Origin of the sequence: Albidovulum sediminicola (assembly GCF_025751575.1) — a bacterium.
Taxonomy (GTDB): domain Bacteria; phylum Pseudomonadota; class Alphaproteobacteria; order Rhodobacterales; family Rhodobacteraceae; genus Albidovulum; species Albidovulum sediminicola.
Map to the genome: position 1 here is coordinate 74334 of NZ_JAOWLA010000004.1, position 17318 is coordinate 91651.

Genomic DNA, 17318 nt, shown 5'->3' on the forward strand with positions numbered 1-17318 from the left:
CCTTGATCCAGATCATTGGGCTGTGGGCGGTGCCCCGGGGCCTCAGCTACGCTCTTCGGCGACGATGCCCTGCATGGCCTCAAGCGGCGCGTAGCCGCGCAGAAGCTGGTCGCCGATGACAAATGACGGCGTGCCGGAGATCTGGAGGCGCTGCGCAAGAAGGTGATTGTCCTCGATGATCTTCGTGACTTCGGGATCGTTCATGCGCGCGGCGACGGCCTCGGCGTCGATGCCGAGGTCCTCGGCAAAGTTGCGCAAGGCGGCGTCGGTCACATCGCCGCGGAAGGTTTCGTAAAAGCCCGCGCTGATCTTCGCGTAGGCCTCATCGCCCGCGACCATACGCGCCGCGATTGCGAAGCGGGAGGCCAGCACGGACTGCTCGCCGAGGATGGGGTATTCCTTGACGATGAAGCGGATGTTCCCGTCCGAGGTGATCAGGTCGGAAACCGCGCCATGCGCCTTGCGGCAGTAGCCGCAGCGGTAGTCGAGGAACTCGACCACCGTGATGTCGCCCTCGGGGTTGCCGGCGACGAAGCTCCAGCCGTCGTCGAAGATGTCCTTGGCGTTGGCCGCGATCAGCGCCTTGTCCCCGTTCGCCTGGGCTTGGGCGTTGCGCTGTTCCAGCTCGTTGATGACCTCGACCAGCACTTCGGGATGGGCCAGAAGATAGCCGCGCACTTCATTCCCGAAGGCCTCGCGTTCCGCGTCCGACATGGCGGTGATATCGAAGGCAAGCGCGGGTTGGGCGGCGGCCAGCGTGGCTGCCAGGGTGAGGGCGGAGGCAAGGCGGTTCATTCGGTTTTCCTGTCGTCGGGCCTTCCGGCCGGTTGGGGTGCCCCGCATGACACAGGCCAGCCGGTGCGCAAGGAGACGTGGCGCCACGGACGGTCCGGGGCATTGACCTTGGCCGCCCGGGCTGAAATCTACGGGCATGATAATTTGGCGGCCACAATAGGGACCTTTCCATGCGGGCTTCAAGACGGGGATCGGTCGATCCCTTCATTGTGATGGATGTTCTTGAGGCCGCGCGCGCGGCCGAAGCCGCCGGACGGCGGATCGTCCACATGGAAATCGGCCAGCCTTCGACCCCCGCGCCGGCGGCCGCGCGCGCCGCCCTTGCCCGCGCGATGGAGGAGGGCGCGCTGGGGTACACCGTCTCGCTCGGCCTGCCTGCGCTGCGCGCACGCATCGCCCGGCTTTACGGCGAGTGGTATGGCGTTGATCTGGACCCCGCGCGTGTCGTCGTGACCGCCGGTTCCTCGGGCGCCTTCGTTCTGGCCTTCACCGCGCTCTTTGACGCGGGCGAGAAAGTGGCGCTGGGAGAGCCGGGCTACCCTTCCTACCGGCAGATCCTCAAGGCGCTGTCGCTGCAACCCGTGGGAATTCCCACGCGGCTTGAAGACCGCTACCAGCCCCGGCCCGAGGATATCCCTGACGACGTCGCGGGGCTGATCGTGGCCTCGCCCGCCAACCCGTCCGGAACCATGCTGTCGAAACCGGCCCTTGGCGCGCTGATCGCGGAGGCACACGCGCGCGACATCGCCTTCGTTTCGGACGAGATCTATCATGGCCTTCATTACGAGGGGCGCGCAGTCTCGGCGCTGGAGGTCAGCGACGATGTCTATGTGATCAACTCGTTTTCCAAGTATTTCTCCATGACGGGCTGGCGCGTGGGCTGGATGGTCGTGCCCCCGGACCATGTGCGCCTGGTCGAGCGCCTGGCGCAGAACATGTTCATCTGCCCGCCGCACGCCAGCCAGATCGCGGCGCTTGCCGCGCTGGATTGCGGCGAGGAACTGGAGGGCAATCGCGCCGTCTACGCCGAGAACCGCCGCCTGATGCTGGAGGGGTTGCCGAAGGCCGGTTTCACCCGCATCGCGCCCCCGGACGGGGCATTCTACATCTACGCGGACGTGTCGGCGATGACGGACGACAGCCGCGCGCTCGCCGCCGAGATCCTTGAGGGCGCCGGCGTCGCGGTCACGCCGGGGCTCGATTTCGATCCGGTGCGCGGCACCCGGACCCTCAGGTTTTCCTATGCGGGCGCCACCGCCGATATCCGCGAGGGGCTGGAGCGGCTGGCGCGATTCATGGCCACGCGCAGCTAGGCCCGCAGCCCCGTCGGGTCTATCGCGCCGATTGCGCGCCGCCGCGCTTGCGCTATGATCGCCGGAAAAAAGGCGGGCAGGATGCGGCGGCTCTTCGGATTTCTCGTTTCGGCGCTTTTGGTTGCGCCGCTGCCTCGCGCTGTCGCGGCGGAGGGACTAAGCGCGCTCGCCCGCCTTGACCCGGCGCAATCCGCGCTGATCGACGGCCCAGGGGGCGTCAGGATCGACCTCACCCTCGACCAGGCGGTGCCCTACCGGGTCTTCTTCCTGGCCGATCCGCCTCGCCTCGTCGTCGATTTCCGCGAGGTTGATTTTTCCGCCGCCCTGCCTGCGGACCTTGACCGGAGCGCGCGCGTCACCGGCTTGCGCTTCGGCCCTTACCGCGAGGGGTGGTCGCGGCTGGTGGCCGAGCTTGACGGACCCTACAGGCTCGAAAGCGCGGCCGAGCCTCGGGCCGGGCAGGCTGCGCGGATCGAGGTGCGGATCGTGGCTGCGTCGGACGAGGTGTTCGCCGCCAGCGTCGGCGTGCCGGAAGATCCCGACTGGCCCCGGCCCGAACCCGCCCCGGTTCCGCCGCCGAAGCTGCGGCAGGACGGCACGCGGCCCTTGGTCGTGGTGCTGGATCCCGGGCACGGCGGGATCGACCCGGGGGCCGAGGCGGGATCGCTGCGCGAGGCCCATCTGACGCTGTCCTTCGCCCGCGAACTCGCGGATGCGCTGCGCCGCGACGGCATGATCGTCGAATTGACGCGCGGTGATGACAGCTTCGTGCCGCTTGAGGCGCGCCTGTCCATCGCGCGCGGGGCGGGGGCGGACCTGTTCCTGTCGCTTCACGCCGATGCGCTGGAAGTGGGCGTCGCGACCGGCGCGACGATCTACAAGCTGGCACCCGCCGCCAGCGAACGGGCCGCGGGCCTGTTGGCCGAGCGCCACGACCGCGCCGACCTTCTGGCCGGGGTCGATCTCTCGCAGCAGGACGACATCCTGGCCTCGGTCCTGATGGACATGAGCCGGCGCGAGACGGCGCCACGCTCCGACCGTCTTGCGCTGCGCCTTGCGGAGGCGATTGGGGACGCGGGCATCCACCTTCACCGCCACCCGGTGCAGGAGGCGGCGTTCTCCGTTCTCAAGGCGCCCGACATCCCCTCGGTCCTGCTGGAGCTTGGGTTCCTTTCCTCCCCCCGGGATCGCGAAAGGCTTTCCGATCCCGTCTGGCGCGCCACGATGGTCGAGGCGATCCGCGCCGCCGTCACGAAATGGGCAGCAGAGGACGCGGCAGAGGCACGGCTGGTGCGCCAGTAGGGACCGCCCCTTCGCCCGGCGCGAATCCGCCGCCACGGGAACTTGTTTTGACCCGGTCCATTCGAGGTTATATAGGGTGGCGAGTTTAGGAAGGGCTGCGCGTGATCCGCTTTCTGTTTTCCACCGCCGGGGGTCTGTTCAGCTGGATCATCACCGGCATCTTCTTCGGCGCCCTGACGCTGGGCGGCGTGTTCTGGTTCTACGGTCAGGACCTGCCGAACCATGAGCAGTTGACCCAGTATTCGCCCAAGACGATCAGCCGGATTTATTCCGGCGAGGGCCGGATCATCGATGAATTCGCCGACGAGCGGCGCATCTACGCCCCGATCGAAGAGATCCCGGACCTTGTCAAACAGGCTTTCATCTCGGCCGAGGACAAGAATTTCTATACCCACCAGGGCTTTGACTCCCGCGGTATCGCGGCTGCGGTGTGGGAGGCAGTCAAGTCCCGCGGCAAGAACGTCCGCGGCGCCTCGACCATTCCGCAGCAGGTGGCGAAGAACTTCCTGCTGTCGGGGGACAAGACGATCGAGCGCAAGATCAAGGAGCTGATCCTGTCCACGCGGCTCGTCGAGACGCTGTCGCGCGACAAGATCCTGGAGCTTTACCTCAACGAGATCTTCCTGGGTCAGAACAGCTACGGCGTATCCGCCGCGGCCCAGACCTATTTCAACAAGACGCTGAGCGAGCTTGCCCCGCATGAGGCGGCGACACTCGCCGCCATGCCGAAGGAGCCGTCGAACTTCCACCCGGTGCGCAACCACGACCGGCTGCTTGAACGGCGCAACTATGTGCTGCGCGAGATGTGGCAGAACGGCTACCTCAATGAGGCGAGCTATCGCAGCGAGCGCGATCAGCCGCTCCGCTCGGTGCAGAACGGCGACTTCCCCGCGTTCCGTGAGGCGCTTCCGCCGCGCGACTACTTCACCGACGAGATTCGCAGCCAGCTGTCCAAGAGCTTCGGCGAGGAGGAGTTCTTCTCGGGCGGCTTGTCGATCCGCGCGACAGTCGATCCCTCGATGCAGGCAGAGGCCGCCGCCGCCCTTCAGGAGGCACTTGAAAGCTACGACCGGAAACAGGGCCTCTGGCGCGGGACCGGGCGTGTGCTCGATCCCGAGGCGCTGAAGGACGAGGCCGCTTGGCGCGCGGCGCTGGCTGCCGCCGATGTGCCGCGCGACGTGGCGGGATGGTCGCCCGCCGTGGTGCTGGAGGTGGGTGAGCAATCCGCGCGTATCGGCATCGAGGGTGTCAAGGATGATGCGGACGGCCATTACATCCCGGCGGAGGACGTGACCTGGGCGCGCAAGCGACTGGCGGACGGCACGCGCGGCCCCAAGGCCAAGGTCGCGGGCGACCTCGTCTCGGTCGGCGACGTCGTTCTGGTCACGGCGCTTGTCGACAAGGAGGGCGCGTTCGAACGCTGGTCGCTCCGCCAGGTGCCGGAGGTGCAGGGCGGCTTCATGGCGATGGATGTGAACACCGGGCGCGTCATTGCCATGCAGGGCGGTTTTTCCTGGCAGTCGTCCGAGTTCAACCGCGCGACGCAGGCGATGCGTCAGCCGGGTTCGTCGTTCAAGCCTTTCGTCTACGCCGCCGCGCTGGATTCCGGCTTCACGCCCGCGACGATCGTGGTCGATGCACCGATCGAGGTCGATACCCCGCAGGGCCTCTGGCGTCCCAAGAACGCCTCGAACAAGTACTACGGGCTGACGCCGCTGCGGACCGGGATCGAGCAGTCCCGGAACCTGATGACCGTGCGTGTCGCGCAGGAAATCGGGATGGAGACGGTCGCGGGCTATGCCGAGCGCTTCGGCGTCTATGACCGGCTGCAGCCGTTCCTGGCCAACGCGCTCGGTTCGCAGGAAACCACGCTTTACAAGATGGTCGCCGCCTACGCGATGTTCGCCAACGGCGGCGAGCGGGTGGAACCCACGCTTGTCGACCGTGTGCAGGACCGCTGGGGGCGGACGATCTACCGTCACGACCAGCGCACCTGCGTTGACTGCGACAAGGAAGCCCTGCCAGCGGGGCAGGCACCTTCGATCCGATCCGACCGCGAACGGGTCATGGACGCGATCACCGCCTACCAGCTGACCTCGATGATGCAGGGCGTGGTGCAGCGCGGCTCCGGTTCAGGCGTGCGCCTGCCGGTTCCGGTGGCGGGCAAGACCGGCACCACCAATGACGCCAAGGATGTCTGGTTCATCGGCTTCACCTCCAACATCGTGGCGGGATGCTACATGGGCTACGACCAGCCGCGGACTCTGGGTGCGGGGGCGTATGGCGGCACGCTCTGCGTTCCGGTCTTCAACGCCTTCATGAAGAAGGCGGTGGAGAAATTCGGTGGATCGCAGTTCAAGGTGCCGCCGGGCGGGCATTTCATCAACATCGACCGCTATACGGGCGAACAGCTTCCGCCGGGTGTCGGGGGGGATTTCGTTCAGGCCGAGTATTTCCGCGACGGCGTCGTGCCGATCTTCGGCCTTGGCGCGCTGGTCGATGGCGACTGGGGCATCACCCAGAACCTGCCCCTGTTCGCGAGGGGGGAGTTCGAGTCCGAGGACGGGACGACGGTTACGACCTCCACCGGGGAAACCGTGGTCATTCCCAAGAAAGCCGATTTCGGAACGCTGAATTCGGGCGGGCTTTACTGACATCGCGGGTCGTGACGGTGCCGCCGCCCTTGCCGGGGCGCGGCACCTCCGCTATCACCCGCGCCGATACCAGAAGGAAGGAACGGCCATGCGCGCCGAAACGCAGAACAGTGTCGATGCGATCAAGAAGTCGCTGAAGCTTCTGGGCCAGCGGATGGATTGGGAAACCGCGCCGCACCGGCTGGAAGAATTCAACGCCATGATCGAGGACGGCGACCTCTGGTCGGACCCCGCGCGTGCGCAGAAGCTGATGCGCGAGCGGCAGATGTTGATGGACGCGGTCGAGACCTATCGCAAGATCGATCGCGACCTGACCGACAATGTCGAACTGATCGAACTGGGCGAGATGGAGGACGACGCAGAGATCGTGACGGAGGCCGAGTCCAGCCTGAAGGCGCTGCGCGAGTTCGCCGCCGCCAAAGAGCTTGAGGCGCTTCTGGACGGCGAGGCGGACGGCAACGACACCTTCCTCGAAATCAACGCGGGCGCGGGCGGTACGGAAAGCTGCGACTGGGCCTCGATGCTGGCGCGGATGTATGTCCGCTGGGCCGAGAAGAAGGGCTACAAGGTCGAATTGCAGGCCGAAACCGCGGGCGATGAAGCTGGCATCCGCTCGGCCGCCTACAAGATCTCCGGGCCCAACGCCTATGGCTGGCTGAAGTCGGAATCGGGCGTGCACCGTCTGGTCCGCATCTCGCCCTACGACAGCGCGGCGCGGCGCCACACGTCCTTCTGCTCGGTCTGGGTCTATCCGGTGGTCGATGACAACATCGAGATCACGGTGCCCGACAACGAGATCCGCATCGACACCTATCGCTCCTCGGGCGCGGGCGGGCAGCACGTCAACACCACAGACTCGGCCGTTCGGATCACGCACCTGCCGACCGGGATCGTCGTGACCTCTTCGGAAAAGTCGCAGCACCAGAACCGCGCCAACGCCATGGCGGCGCTGAAGGCGCGGCTTTACCAACTGGAACTCGACAAGCGCAACGCCGAGATCAACGCCCAGCACGCCGCCAAGGGCGAGGCCGGATGGGGCAACCAGATCCGCAGCTATGTGCTGCAGCCCTACCAGATGGTGAAGGATCTGCGCACGGGCTACGAGACTTCGGACACGCAAGGGGTGCTGGACGGCGACCTCGATGCCTTCATGGCGGCGACCTTGGCCATGGACGTCGCCGGCAAGAGCCGGGCCGAGGCGCAGTCCGAGGATTGATCCCCCGAAACCCGTGCTTGTCAGGCAGGCCGGGTCTGTCTTAGCCTTCCCCTCACTCAGGAGGGAGGAGTGCATATGACCGACGCGACGACGGGTCCCGACCCGTTACCCGAGATCCGCACGGCCTCGATGGCGGATATCGCCCAGGTGCTCGGGGCGGGGGTGAGGGATTTCCTGCGCGCGCCGCTCTTCGGGCTTTTCTTCAGCGCCGTCTATGTCGCGGGCGGCATGATCTTGTGGCGCGTCTATTCCGCAGCGGGGCAGGAATGGTGGATCGCACCGCTTTCAGTGGGTTTCCCGCTGATCGGCCCCTTCGCCGCTGTCGGACTTTACGAGGTCAGCCGACGCCTTGAGGCGGGGCAAAAGCCCGTCTGGGCAGAGGTTCTGGGCGTCGTTTTCGCCCAGAAGGATCGCCAGATCCCCGCGATCGCGGCGGTCATCATCGTCTTCTTCCTGTTCTGGGTTTTCGTGGCCCATGCGCTTTTCGCGCTTTTCGTGGGTCTACGGGCCTTCAGCGGCTCGATGAGCCTTTTCGAGATCTTCCTGGAAGGCAACGGACCGATCATGCTGCTCATCGGCACGTCGGTCGGGGCGGCGTTTTCGGCGGTCCTGTTCTCCATCTCCGTCGTCGGCCTGCCGCTCTTGCTTGAGCGGGAGGTCGATTTCGTCACCGCGATGATCCATTCGGTCCAGGCGACGCTAGCGAACCTGCCGGTGATGATGGTCTGGGGCGCGGTGATCGTGGTCACGCTCTTCCTGGGGATGCTGCCGATGTTCCTGGGCATGTTCGTGGTGCTGCCGGTGCTGGGACACGCGAGCTGGCACATGTATCGCCGATTGGTCGCGACCGGGTAGCACAACAAAAGCAAAGGGCGCCCGAAGGCGCCCCGATGACGGCCAGACGGGCCCGTGGATTATTTCGCGGCGACCGGGGCCGCTTTGCCCGCACCGCTTCCGCCAGAGATGGGGTCGTCCTGACGCTGGACCGAACCTTCGAAATGCGCGCCGCTTTCGATGGCGATGGTCTTGTGGATGATGTCGCCCTCGACCCGCGCGGTGGCGGTCAGGCGGACTTTCAGCCCGCGCACACGGCCCACGACGCGGCCATTGACGACGATGTCATCGGCCACGATCTCGCCCTTGATCGTGGCGCTTTCGCCGACGGTCAGAAGGTGGGCGCGGATGTCGCCCTCGACCGTACCCTCGACCTGGATGTCGCCGGTGGTCTTGAGGTTGCCGACCACCGTCAGGTCCGCCGAAAGGATGCTTGCGGGCGGCTTGGCCTTGGGGGCGCTGGTGGTGAACTCATAGGCCGGTTTCGCAGCAGCGACGGGTTCGCTCGGCCGGTTGGCGTCGCTTTCCGGGCTCGTCTTGGGGCCAGGCTCGTTGATCCTGCTTTTAGAAAACATTCTTTCCTGCCTTGATGTATGTCATCGGATTTACCGCCTTCCCGTTCACGCGCACTTCATAGTGCAGATGCGTCCCGGTCGAGCGACCAGTATTTCCCATAGCACCGATCGTGTCCCCGCGCGAGACTTTTTGGCCGACCTTCACGTTGATCGCGGACAGGTGCCCATAGCGCGTTTCCAGACCGAAGGCGTGACGGACGGTCACCAGGTTGCCATAGCCGCTTTCGGGGCCGGCGTGGGTCACGACGCCGTCGGCGGTGACATGGATCGGGCTGCCGTGGGCGCCCGCCAGATCGGCACCCTCATGCATACGGCCCCACCTGCGCCCGAAGGGGGAGGTGAAGCGGAACGACGTGTTGACCGGCATGGCGAAGGGAAGCTTTTCGGCGGCGATGCGGTACATGTTCATCCGGTCAAGGCCGTCAAGGATCGTCCCCGCGCGGGCGTGGTCCGCCAGCGCGCGGGCGTCGCTTTCATCCTCCGGCAGTGGCGGAAGCATCGGGCCGAGGGGGCCGCCCTGGCCGGAATAACCCTGGCGGATCTGGCCGATCAGGTCGTCGGGATCCATGCCCGCCGCGGAAAACATCTTGTCGAGCGGTTCCATCGAGACCGTGACCGCATCTTCAAGCCGCGCGAAGATCTCGTCGTGCCGCTCCTCCAGAAGGCGCATCTCGTAGGCAACCTCCTCGGTTTGCTTTTCGGCGCCAAGCGCGGCGGCGGCCATGCTGTCACGCTCCTGCGCGGTGCGGTCAAGGGCGGCCGTCAGGAATTCCAGCGTCCCGGTGACATCGGCCATGTCGGGCTCGGCGTTGGCGGTCTTGGCTGTGCCGGTACCAGACAGTTGCGCGAGTTGCCCGCGTGCCGCGTCACGTTCCTTCATCGCCGCCTTCAGCGTCGACTGGATCACGCCGATGCCGGTCTCAAGCTCGTTGCGCCGCTCTTCAGAGGTCAGAAGCGACGCCTGCATCTGCGACACCTGGGCCAGCGCGATGGCGAAGCGCTCCTGCGCGGCAGCGGCCTCGGCGGCGCGCAGGTCGCGTTCGCGCGACATCTCGTCCAGGCGCATCTCATAGGTCGCCTGCTCGCGCAGCGCCTGTTCGCGGCTGCCGCCCGAGCCGATGGATTCCATCACCACGATCGAGGTTGACACAACCGTCCAGGCCAGAAGCAGCGCCACTCCGCCAAGAACGATCGCTTGCGTTGCGGGCTTGAGCCTGATGAAGCGGGTTTCAGTGTCGGACTTCAGGAACAGCCGCTGCTCAGGCAGGCGACGTTCGAGAAACGCGTGAATGCGGTATGCAAGTCTTGCCGGCAAGCGGTGGTCCCCAGATCAGCAGCATCCCCAACGTTCCGGTCCTCTCTGGGCCGGTAACAGGTGCGGGATTAGCAATGTGACCGCCCCGCCGCAACATCTTTGGTCCGGCACCGCGCCCGTGCGGCGATAAGCCGCCGATGGATCAGTCCGCGTCGGGCCGGAAGGCGGGGGGAAATTCCTCTGCCAGGGGCCAGTAGAAGTCCGGCGGCAATCCGGCCTCGGCGCGCTTTTCTTCGTTGAAGGGCGGCTTCAGCGCGCCATGAAAGTAGCGCCGGACAAGCGCGTGGAAGCTCTCCTTGGGGTCAAGGTTTTCCCGCCCGCAAAGGAAGTTGAACCATTTGGCGCCATAGGCGACGTGGCCGACCTCTTCCGCGTAGATGGCTTCCAGCGCGGCGGTTGCCGCGCCGTCCTGGGCCTTTCGGAAGATCTCGATCATGCCGGGCGTGACGTCGAGCCCGCGTGCCTCTAGCACCATGGGCACGACGGCGAGCCGGCCCATCAGGTCCTTGGCCGTGTCCTCGGCCGCGCGCCACATGCCGGCGTGGGCGGGAAGGGCGCCGTAGTGGCTGCCCATCCCTTCAAGACAGTCGCAGAGAAGGTTGAAATGTTTGGATTCTTCGTCTGCCGCCTTCACCCAGTCGTCGTAGAATCCCTGCGGCATGGGCACATGGGCGAAACGCGCCACGATGTCCCAGTGCAGGTCCACGGCGTTCAACTCGATATGAGCCAGCGCATGCAGAAGCGCGATGCGGCCCTGCGGCGTGCCGGGGCGGCGGCGTGGCACCTCGCGCGGGGGAAGAAGCGCGGGCTGGTCTGGTCGTGCGGGCCGATCGGGCGGCGTTGCCTGCCCGATGGGCAGGGCTTCACCAGCCTTGCGCGCGGCGAACCATTCCGCCGCATGCGCGTGCGACAGCGCGGTCTTGGCGCGCCCGTCCGCGGTGCGCAGCACCTCCTCGGCGCGCTCTGCCAGGCATTTTGTCATCGCGGGTCTCCCCCCGGGGATTAACTGGTGCCGAGATGCCCGATCCGGCCCGCCGTCGCAAGGCCGCGCGTCATAGCGCCTGCAGGGCAGCAAGCACCTGCTCCGCGTGACCCTTGACCTTCACCTTGGGCCAGATCCGCGCGATGCGCCCATCCGGGCCGATCAGGAGGGTCGAGCGTTCGATGCCCATGTAGGTGCGACCGTACATGTTCTTCTCGACCCAGACGCCGTAGCGTTCGCAGGTGTCACCCTCGGCGTCGGAGGCGAGCACGATGCCCAGCCCATGCTTGCGGCAGAACTTGTCATGGGCCGCGACCGTGTCCTTTGACAGGCCGATCACCGTGGCGCCCGCCGCTGCGAAGTCTGGCGCCAGACGGGTGAAGTCCAGCGCCTCTGTCGTGCAGCCGGGGGTGTCGTCCTTCGGATAGAAATAGAGCACGACGGGCTTGCCCGCGTGATCGGCCAGCGAAACGGTGCCGCCGCCGTCGCGCGGCAGAGTGAAATCAGGGGCGAGGTCGCCGGTTTCGAGCATTTCCGCAATCCTTTGCCGGTAGAAGCCACTATATGTTTTAATCGCTACCCGGCGAGTTTAAAGGGGGGCGGAAAAAGGGGCCACCGAGCAGAGATGAGCGAAACCACGACCAGACCTGTCAGACGCCACCTGCGCTGGCCTGCGCGGCTCGTGGTCTTTCTTCTGGTTGCGGCGCTGGTCTTTGGCGGGACGGTGCTTGCGCTTGGCCTGTCCGGCCAGGCGGTGTCGGCGCCGCGCTGGGTGGTTTCCGCCATCGAGGACCGGGCGAATACCGGCCTTGCCGGGCGCGCCTCGGTCCGGATCGGCGCGGTGGAGGCGGTAGTCCAGGCGGGCTTTGTGCCGCGCCTTCGCGTCGTTGACGTGGAGCTCTTCTCCCCCCGGGGCCGGCGGCTCGCGACGCTCGACAGCATGGGGGCAAGCTTTTGGCCGCGCCCGCTTCTGAACGGGATCGTGCAGCCGCGCAACCTGCGTCTGACCGGCGCGCGGGTCGCGCTGAGGCGCACCGCCGCGGGGGATTTCGACATCGCGCTTCCGGACACAGGGGTCGCGGCGGGCGGCGCGCTCAGTCCCGCGCAGATCCTTGACGAGGTCGATCGCGCCTTTGGTTTGCCCGCCCTGCGCGCGATCGAGCGGGTGGAGGTCAAGGACCTCTCGATCCGTTTCGAGGACGACCGCGCGGGCCAGTCCTGGACCATCGCGGACGGCCGCATGTCGCTGACGCAATATGCCGCGCGCCTGGCCTATGACGTGAATTTCTCGGTCGCCGGACCGGCTGGGGAACCGGCGCAGGTAGAGGTCTCCTTCTCGACCGAGAAATCGAACTCCGAAGCCGGGATCATCGCCCGCGTCACTGGCGTTTCGGCGCAGGATCTGGCCGCGCAATCGCCCGCACTGTCCTGGCTCGCCGCGCTTGAGGCGCCGATCTCGGGCGCGCTGCGGACCGGGATTGACCGCAACGGCATGGTCCAGGTCATGCAGGCGGAGCTTGATATCGGCGCAGGGGCCGTCAAGCCCCGCCCGGACGTGGCGCCGCTTCCCTTCGATCAGGCCCGCGTGGCGCTGTCCTACCGCCCGGCGAGCAACCGACTTGATTTTACCGACATCGCCATCGAAAGCCCGTCGCTGTCGGCCACGGGAACCGCCCGCGCCTGGTTGCAGGGGATGGAGACCGGCTTTCCCGAGGCGCTGGTGGTGCAGCTTCGGATGGCGCAACTCGCGGGAAACCCGGACGGCATGTTCGCAGCACCCCTGGTTTTCGAAGACAGCCTGATCGACTTCAAGCTGGCACTGGACCCCTTCCGCGTGACACTGGGGCAGATGACGCTGTTCGATCAGGGCAAGCGCATCACCGCGCAGGGCACCGCCGCGGCGGGCGAGGATGGCTGGAACCTGTCGCTGGACGCCGAGATGGCCAGCCTCGACGCCCGGCGGCTGGTCGAGCTTTGGCCGGTGACGGTGGCCGACAAGACCCGGTCCTGGCTTTCCGAGAACCTGCTGTCGGGCGAGGCCTTCAACGCTCATGGCGCGCTGCGCTTTCAGGCGGGGCAGGCGCCGGTCTTCAATCTGGGGTTCGAGTTCCGCGACGCCGCCGCGCGGTTCGTGAAGACGATGCCGCCGATCACGGCGGCGGCGGGGTTCGGGACGCTCGACACCACGCGCTTTTCGCTGACGCTGGAGCAGGGGACGGTTCAGCCGCCTGAGGGCGGGGAGATCTCCATCGCCGGGTCTTCCATGCGGGTCGATGACACTCGCCTGAAACCCGCCACCGGCATCTTTGACCTGAAGACCCAAGGCAGCCTGACGGCGGCCCTGTCGCTTCTGGATCAGAAGCCGCTGGAGGTCATGCGCAAGGCTGAGCGCGGCATTGACCTGGCCGAGGGGGATGCCGAGGTCGAGGTGCACATGGTGCTGCCGCTACGCAAGGGCCTGAAGATCGCGGATGTCGATTATGAGGCGCGCGCGCAACTCGCGAATGTCCGCTCCGACACGATCGTGGAAGGCAAGCAGTTGCTTGCGCCCCGGCTAAGCGTGATTGCGGACAAGGACGGGGTCAGCGTCTCTGGCGCGGGCACGCTTTCGGGCGCGCGGTTCGACGCGACCTGGCGCCAAAGTGCCGCGCCAGAGGAAAAGGGCCACAGCACGGTCGCGGGAACGGTGGAGCTTTCGCCCGGGTTCCTGACCGCGTTCGGCCTCAGCCTGCCGGAGGAGGTGTTTACCGGGCGCGGAAGCGGCGAAATCGCGCTGGACCTCACCAAGGGGGAACCCACGCGCTACCACCTGACGTCGGGCCTTGGCGGGATCACGATGGCAATCCCGGCCCTTGGCTGGTCGAAGGCCCCGGGCACGCAGGGTCGGCTGGATGTCGCAGGTGTTCTTGGGCACCCCACAACGGTCGAGTCGCTTGAATTGGAGGTCGGCGGGCTATCGGTCTTGGGCGACGTGACCATGGCCGCGGACGGTGGGCTTGAGGCCGCGCGCTTCCCGCAAGTCACGCTCGGGGGCTGGTTCGAGGGGGCGGTCGAGCTTCTGGGGCGCGGCAAGGGCCTGCCCGCGGCGATCGTGATCACCGGGGGCACGGCCGATCTGACCCGTGGCCAACTTGGCGGCGCGGGCGGCGGGGGCAATTCGGGGCCGATCTCGGTGGCGCTAGACCGGTTGCAGGTGACCGAGGGGATTGGCCTGACCCGGTTCCGGGGCGATTTTACCGTCAACGAGGGGCTCCAGGGGCGTTTCACCGGCCTCGTGAACGGCGCGGCGCCGGTCAACGGTGCCGTCGTGCCAGCAGGCGGGCGGACGGCGTACCGGGTGCAGTCCGATGACGCTGGCGCCGTCCTGAGCGCGGCGGGCGTGTTCGGAAAGGCTCGTGGCGGAACGCTAGACCTGGCGCTTCGGCCCGAGGGCGAGAAGGGGCGCTACGCTGGAACGGTCGAGATGTCGTCGATCCGTGTGGTCGATGCGCCGGTGCTGGCGGGGCTGCTCGACGCAGTGTCGGTCGTCGGCCTGATCGACCAGTTGAGGGGGCCGGGGATCCTGTTCAACAAGGCCTCCGGGGCGTTCCGCATGACGCCGGAGGCCGTGGAAATCAGCGAGGGCGCGGCGACTGGCGCTTCCATGGGGATATCGGTCGCGGGCCTCTACCACGCCGACCGCAAGGAGATGGACTTGCAAGGCACCATCTCTCCGATCTACCTGCTCAACGGAATCGGGCGGATCGTCTCGAAAAAGGGGGAGGGGCTTTTTGGCTTCAATTACACGATGAAGGGCCCGACCTCGGCCCCGCGCATCCGCGTCAACCCGCTCTCGCTCCTGACGCCCGGGATGTTCCGGGAAATCTTCCGCTCCGCGCCCCCGACGATAGACGAATGAAACTTTCCGACTTCGATTTCGACCTGCCCGAGGCGCTGATCGCGACCCGTCCCGCAAACCCGCGAAGCGCGGCCCGGCTTCTGGTCGTGGAGGGCGACCGGATTGTGGACCGGCATGTGCGTGAGCTTGTCGATCTGCTGCGCCCGGGCGACCGGCTGGTCTTGAATGACACCCGCGTGATCCCCGCCCGGCTGAGCGGCACCCGTACGCGCGAGACGGGGCAGGGACCGGTCAGCGCGCGGATCGAGGCGACGCTGCTGGAGCCGCGCCCCGGGGGTGCCTGGGCCGCGTTGCTGAAACCCCTGCGCAAGGTGAAGGAGGGCGAGGAGATCCGCTTTTCCGACCGCCTCACCGCGCGGGTCGCGTCCATTGCCGAGGGGCAGGCGGACCTGGCCTTCAACCTTGAGGGCGAGGATTTCGACGCCGCGCTGGCCGAGGCGGGCGACATGCCCTTGCCGCCCTATATCGCTGCGCTGCGGGCACCAGACGCCCGGGACAAGACCGACTACCAGACCGTCTGGGCGCGCCATTCCGGCGCGGTCGCGGCGCCCACGGCCTCACTTCACTTCGACGAGGCGCTGCTCGCCGCGCTGAAGGCCCGGGGCGTCGATTTCACCCATGTCACGCTGCATGTGGGCGCGGGCACCTTCCTGCCGGTGAAGGTAGAGGACGTGACGACCCACAGGATGCACGCCGAATGGGGCGAGGTCACGGAACGGGCCGCGGCAGAGATCAACGCAACCAAGGCGGCGGGCGGCCGGGTGATCCCGGTCGGCACAACGGCCCTGAGGCTAATCGAGACGGCGGCGCGGTCGGGGCGGGTGGAACCCTGGCGTGGCCCCACGGATATCTTCATCTACCCGGGCTTCGTCTTTCACGCGACCGACGCGCTGATGACCAACTTCCACCTGCCCAAGTCCACGCTGCTGATGCTTGTCTCGGCGCTGATGGGGACGGAGAGGATGCGAAAGGTCTATGCGCATGCCGTCACCTCGGGATATCGTTTCTTCTCGTACGGGGATGCCTCGCTTCTGATCCCGGACTGGGGTGAGTGACGCATCCGGGGGCCAGGGTGTCGCAGCCGCCCTTGGCGCGGCGGGACGACAGAGCTAGCAAGTAGAAAAGACGCCGGAGACCTCATGCTGACCGTTCTTCGTAATTCCTGGGCCCTGTTGCTGGGCATGATGCTTCTGATGATCGGCAACGGCGTGCAGGGCACCCTGCTGGGCATCCGCGGTTCGATCGAGGGATTCAGTACCACCCAGATGTCCTTCGTGATGTCGGCCTATTTCCTGGGCTTTCTCTTCGGCTCACGCATGACGCCGGACATGATCCGCCGGGTCGGCCATGTGCGGGTCTTCGCGGCGCTCGGCTCGATGATCTCGGCGGTGTTGGTCGCCTATGCGGCCGCGCCGGACTGGATCGTCTGGGTGGTGATGCGGGTGCTGATCGGCTTTTCCTTTTCGGGGGTCTACATCACCGCCGAAAGCTGGCTGAACAACGCCTCGACCAACGAGACGCGCGGCCAGGCGCTGTCGCTTTACATGATCATGCAGATGCTGGGCATCATCTCTTCCCAGGCGCTGCTGAACCTTGGGGACCCCTCGGGTTATTTCCTGTTCGTCATCCCCTCGATCCTCGTCTCTGTCGCCTTCACGCCGATCCTTCTGTCGGCCAGCAAGGCCCCGGCGTTCGAGCTGACGAAGCCCCTGAACTTCGTCAGCCTCTACCGCACCTCGCCGCTGGGCTGCGTCGGCATCTTCATCCTGGGGGGCATCTTTTCGGCGCAGTTCGGCATGGCCTCGGTCTGGGGTTCCGCGGTCGGGCTCAGCGTGCGCGACCTGTCGATCTTCGTCGCGAGCATCTATATCGGCGGGCTGGTGTCGCAATATCCCATCGGCTGGCTGTCCGACCGGATGGACCGCAGAAAGCTGGTCTTCGCGCTGTCGGTTCTGGGCGCGGTCGCAACGGTGATCCCCTTCCTGGTCAACGCCAACTTTGCGGCGTTGGTGCTGGTCGGGGCGGTCATGGGCGGTGTCTCCAACCCGCTTTATTCGCTGCTTGTGGCCTATACCAATGACTTCCTTGACCCGCATGACATGGCGGCCGCCTCGGCCGGGCTGATCTTCATCAACGGTGTGGGCGCGATCGGCGGCCCGCTCCTGACCGGCTGGATCATGGCGCATCTCGGACCCGACGGCTTTTTCCTGTTCATCGCGGTCCTTTTTGGCGCCATGGCATCCTACGCGGCCTGGCGGATGACGCGCCGCCCGTCTCCCACGACCGAGCAGACCGGGGCCTTCACGCCGCTGTCGCCGACCGCCTCTGCCGTCGCCGTCGAGGTGGCGATCGAGGCGGCGATCGAGGCGCGCGCGGAGCCGCCGCGCGAAGAGGACGCCGAATAACGCTGGTCAAGCGCCGCATCCCCTGCCAA

General features: G+C 66.6%; 13 protein-coding genes. 8 read left to right on the plus strand and 5 right to left on the minus strand.

The window, feature by feature from the left end; translation table 11 throughout:
• Positions 1-42: 42 nt before the first annotated feature.
• On the minus strand, positions 43-795 hold the full coding sequence (locus OE647_RS05660; RefSeq protein ID WP_263720717.1) for a DsbA family protein: 753 nt from the start codon (positions 793-795) through the stop codon (positions 43-45).
• A gap of 170 nt (positions 796-965) precedes the next feature.
• Between OE647_RS05660 and OE647_RS05665 the strand changes: the two genes are divergently transcribed.
• The 5 genes from OE647_RS05665 to OE647_RS05685 all read left to right on the plus strand — a co-directional run bounded on the left by OE647_RS05665 (position 966) and on the right by OE647_RS05685 (position 8135).
• Entirely contained in the window at positions 966-2108 is a 1143-nt protein-coding gene (locus tag OE647_RS05665; RefSeq protein ID WP_263720718.1) for a pyridoxal phosphate-dependent aminotransferase, read from the plus strand.
• Between the two features lie 81 nt (positions 2109-2189).
• Complete coding sequence (locus OE647_RS05670; RefSeq protein ID WP_263720719.1) at positions 2190-3410, plus strand: N-acetylmuramoyl-L-alanine amidase; 1221 nt, start codon at positions 2190-2192, stop codon at positions 3408-3410.
• A gap of 101 nt (positions 3411-3511) precedes the next feature.
• A complete protein-coding gene (locus tag OE647_RS05675) occupies positions 3512-6064 on the plus strand; it encodes a penicillin-binding protein 1A (protein ID WP_263720720.1) in 2553 nt (850 codons plus the stop codon).
• 88 nt (positions 6065-6152) lie between these two features.
• Positions 6153-7280: a peptide chain release factor 2 gene (prfB, locus tag OE647_RS05680; protein WP_263720721.1), complete on the plus strand. Its 1128-nt coding sequence runs from the start codon at positions 6153-6155 to the stop codon at positions 7278-7280.
• 75 nt (positions 7281-7355) lie between these two features.
• Entirely contained in the window at positions 7356-8135 is a 780-nt protein-coding gene (locus OE647_RS05685) for a DUF2189 domain-containing protein (RefSeq protein ID WP_263720899.1), read from the plus strand.
• A 59-nt stretch (positions 8136-8194) separates the two neighbouring features.
• Here the strand turns inward: OE647_RS05685 and OE647_RS05690 are convergent, their stop codons facing one another.
• From OE647_RS05690 to OE647_RS05705, 4 genes are all read right to left on the minus strand, one after another.
• Positions 8195-8689, minus strand: a complete 495-nt coding sequence (locus OE647_RS05690) for a bactofilin family protein (RefSeq protein ID WP_263720722.1) — start codon at positions 8687-8689, stop codon at positions 8195-8197.
• A complete protein-coding gene (locus OE647_RS05695; RefSeq protein WP_263720723.1) occupies positions 8679-10004 on the minus strand; it encodes a M23 family metallopeptidase in 1326 nt (441 codons plus the stop codon). Before OE647_RS05695 ends, OE647_RS05690 begins: the two co-directional genes overlap by 11 nt.
• A 142-nt stretch (positions 10005-10146) precedes the next feature.
• Positions 10147-10986, minus strand: a complete 840-nt coding sequence (locus OE647_RS05700) for a ferritin-like domain-containing protein (protein WP_263720724.1) — start codon at positions 10984-10986, stop codon at positions 10147-10149.
• Positions 10987-11056: 70 nt separating this feature from the next.
• The gene (locus tag OE647_RS05705; RefSeq protein WP_263720725.1) at positions 11057-11518 is read right to left on the minus strand and encodes a peroxiredoxin; all 462 of its coding nucleotides are present in this window, start codon (positions 11516-11518) and stop codon (positions 11057-11059) included.
• Between the two features lie 93 nt (positions 11519-11611).
• Between OE647_RS05705 and OE647_RS05710 the strand changes: the two genes are divergently transcribed.
• From OE647_RS05710 to OE647_RS05720, 3 genes are all read left to right on the plus strand, one after another.
• A complete protein-coding gene (locus OE647_RS05710; protein ID WP_263720726.1) occupies positions 11612-14884 on the plus strand; it encodes a YhdP family protein in 3273 nt (1090 codons plus the stop codon).
• Positions 14881-15939, plus strand: a complete 1059-nt coding sequence (gene queA, locus OE647_RS05715) for a tRNA preQ1(34) S-adenosylmethionine ribosyltransferase-isomerase QueA (protein ID WP_263720727.1) — start codon at positions 14881-14883, stop codon at positions 15937-15939. The genes OE647_RS05710 and queA overlap by 4 nt, the downstream gene beginning before the upstream one ends.
• Before the next feature lie 84 nt (positions 15940-16023).
• Positions 16024-17289, plus strand: coding sequence for an MFS transporter (locus OE647_RS05720; RefSeq protein WP_263720728.1), 1266 nt, complete (start codon positions 16024-16026; stop codon positions 17287-17289).
• Positions 17290-17318 lie beyond the last annotated feature (29 nt).

What these genes read in the sequence shown, in the direction of transcription:
- OE647_RS05660 (WP_263720717.1), bottom strand. Translation starts at nt 795, where the DNA reads ATGAACCGCCTTGCCTCCGCCCTCACCCTGGCAGCCACGCTGGCCGCC.
- OE647_RS05665 (WP_263720718.1), top strand. Translation starts at nt 966, where the DNA reads ATGCGGGCTTCAAGACGGGGATCGGTCGATCCCTTCATTGTGATGGAT.
- OE647_RS05670 (WP_263720719.1), top strand. Translation starts at nt 2,190, where the DNA reads ATGCGGCGGCTCTTCGGATTTCTCGTTTCGGCGCTTTTGGTTGCGCCG.
- prfB (WP_263720721.1), top strand. Translation starts at nt 6,153, where the DNA reads ATGCGCGCCGAAACGCAGAACAGTGTCGATGCGATCAAGAAGTCGCTG.
- OE647_RS05685 (WP_263720899.1), top strand. Translation starts at nt 7,356, where the DNA reads ATGACCGACGCGACGACGGGTCCCGACCCGTTACCCGAGATCCGCACG.
- OE647_RS05690 (WP_263720722.1), bottom strand. Translation starts at nt 8,689, where the DNA reads ATGTTTTCTAAAAGCAGGATCAACGAGCCTGGCCCCAAGACGAGCCCG.
- OE647_RS05700 (WP_263720724.1), bottom strand. Translation starts at nt 10,986, where the DNA reads ATGACAAAATGCCTGGCAGAGCGCGCCGAGGAGGTGCTGCGCACCGCG.
- OE647_RS05705 (WP_263720725.1), bottom strand. Translation starts at nt 11,518, where the DNA reads ATGCTCGAAACCGGCGACCTCGCCCCTGATTTCACTCTGCCGCGCGAC.
- OE647_RS05710 (WP_263720726.1), top strand. Translation starts at nt 11,612, where the DNA reads ATGAGCGAAACCACGACCAGACCTGTCAGACGCCACCTGCGCTGGCCT.
- queA (WP_263720727.1), top strand. Translation starts at nt 14,881, where the DNA reads ATGAAACTTTCCGACTTCGATTTCGACCTGCCCGAGGCGCTGATCGCG.
- OE647_RS05720 (WP_263720728.1), top strand. Translation starts at nt 16,024, where the DNA reads ATGCTGACCGTTCTTCGTAATTCCTGGGCCCTGTTGCTGGGCATGATG.